Source organism: Microcystis sp. LE19-195.1E, from assembly GCF_027532095.1.
Classification (GTDB): domain Bacteria; phylum Cyanobacteriota; class Cyanobacteriia; order Cyanobacteriales; family Microcystaceae; genus Microcystis; species Microcystis aeruginosa.
The window spans coordinates 1-1,596 of record NZ_JAPZSZ010000218.1; the positions used below are offsets into that span (position 1 = coordinate 1).

A 1,596-nucleotide genomic window follows, 5' to 3' on the forward strand; every position below is an offset into this window, starting at 1 on the left:
ATCTTACACAGCCCAAAGTGCGCCGCAATAGCGACTCTTGTTCGGGTGTGGGGTAAAATCGAAACGAATAGGCTTTTTCCATGTCTCACATTTTAGCATAGATTTCGTAAATGTGCTAATATTTAACAGTAAAGCCGTCGTTCTACGACGGGGTTTCAGACCCAAATTTTCGATGATTCATCAACCCCCGGCGGGGACAAGGGATTTATTACCCCTAGAAGTTACCCAAAAAGGCTGGATTAACGATCGCCTTCAGTCTGTCTTTCAGCGTTGGGGCTATCAAAGGATTGTCACCTCCACCATTGAATGGCTCGATACCCTCACCGCGGGCGGTGCGATCGATCCCAGCACCGTGATCCAACTCCACGGGGATAGCCAAGGACTATCGGGATTACGCCCCGAATTAACCGCTTCCATTGCCCGCAGTGCCGTCACCCGCATGAGTGGGGAGTCCTATCCCCAACGTCTTTGTTATCGGGCTAACGTTTTTCGTCGCCCTAGTGCCAGTTATCACGGTCGTCAAGTGGAATTCTATCAAGCGGGGGTAGAACTGCTCTTTTCTGGCGGTTTACTAGCTGATGCCGAGATTTTACTGCTCCTAGCCGACTGTTTCGATAGTTTGTCCGTCCCTAACTGGCAGATTATTTTGGGGGAAGCGGGTTTGACTCGTTCGCTACTTTCTCCCTTTCCGGATCCCTTACGCGAACAGGTGAAACGCTGTTTAGCCCTCCTCGACTACGTTAGCCTCGAAAATCTTCCCTATCCCAACGAAACCCTCCGGCAGCAAGCCCGAAAATTATTTCACCTGCGCGGTAATCCTGAGGATGTCCTCGCACAAGTGGCAGTATTAGCCCAGGAAGAATCGGCCCAAAAAGCCGTTAATAACCTTAAATCCCTAGTAGAGCTGCTTAATGCCGATCGCTCTGGGCCTTTCCCCCTAATTCTCGATTTAAGTCTGATTCAAACCTTTGATTACTACACTGGCATCGTTTTTAAGGCGGTTAGTGATCACCAGCAAAATCTCAGTATTTTAGGCCAGGGCGGACGCTATGATCAATTATTGGGCGTTTTTCATCCCCAGGGCCAATCGGCTCCGGGTATCGGTTTTTCCCTGAATATCGAAGAACTGCACGAAAGTTTATTATCGGGGCAGACTTTACCCACTCAAGCTGCCCCCCTCGACTGGTTGCTTATCCCTTTGGGTAATAACGCCCAGATAGCGACTTTTAGTAAAGCTCGCTCCCTTCGCAACGGTGATCCTAATCTGAGAGTGGCGATCGATTTAGGGGGTCGCAGCGAGGCACAAATTCGTACCTATGCCCGCGATCGGATGATTAAAAATCTCGCCTGGGTGCAAGAAGATGGTTCCGTGATCGAAGAATCTCTCTAAAAGGGGGCAAAAGCAGCGAAAATCCCGCTGCCCTCTGCTATAGGACTCTATCTAGGGTTTGCGGCAAAAAGTACGGGCGAAGCATTCGGGCAATAACCTATCGGTGAAACCGTAGATTTTTTATCCGAATGCTTCGCCCCTACAGGACGCGGGCCGATGAAGACGCAAGGTTTTGAAGCACGATTCTCTCAAAATCTTGCACCTGT

At 49.8% G+C, this 1,596-nt stretch carries 2 protein-coding genes; one reads left to right on the top strand and one right to left on the bottom strand.

What is annotated here, in order from left to right:
* Window positions 1–82, bottom strand: an 82-nt coding sequence (locus tag O9300_RS12455; protein WP_287674144.1) for a helix-turn-helix domain-containing protein, incomplete at its 3' end; no start/stop codon positions are given.
* A 90-nt stretch (window positions 83–172) separates the two neighbouring features.
* Between O9300_RS12455 and O9300_RS12460 the strand changes: the two genes are divergently transcribed.
* Window positions 173–1,390, top strand: a complete 1,218-nt coding sequence (locus O9300_RS12460) for an ATP phosphoribosyltransferase regulatory subunit (protein WP_287971922.1) — start codon at window positions 173–175, stop codon at window positions 1,388–1,390.
* Window positions 1,391–1,596 lie beyond the last annotated feature (206 nt).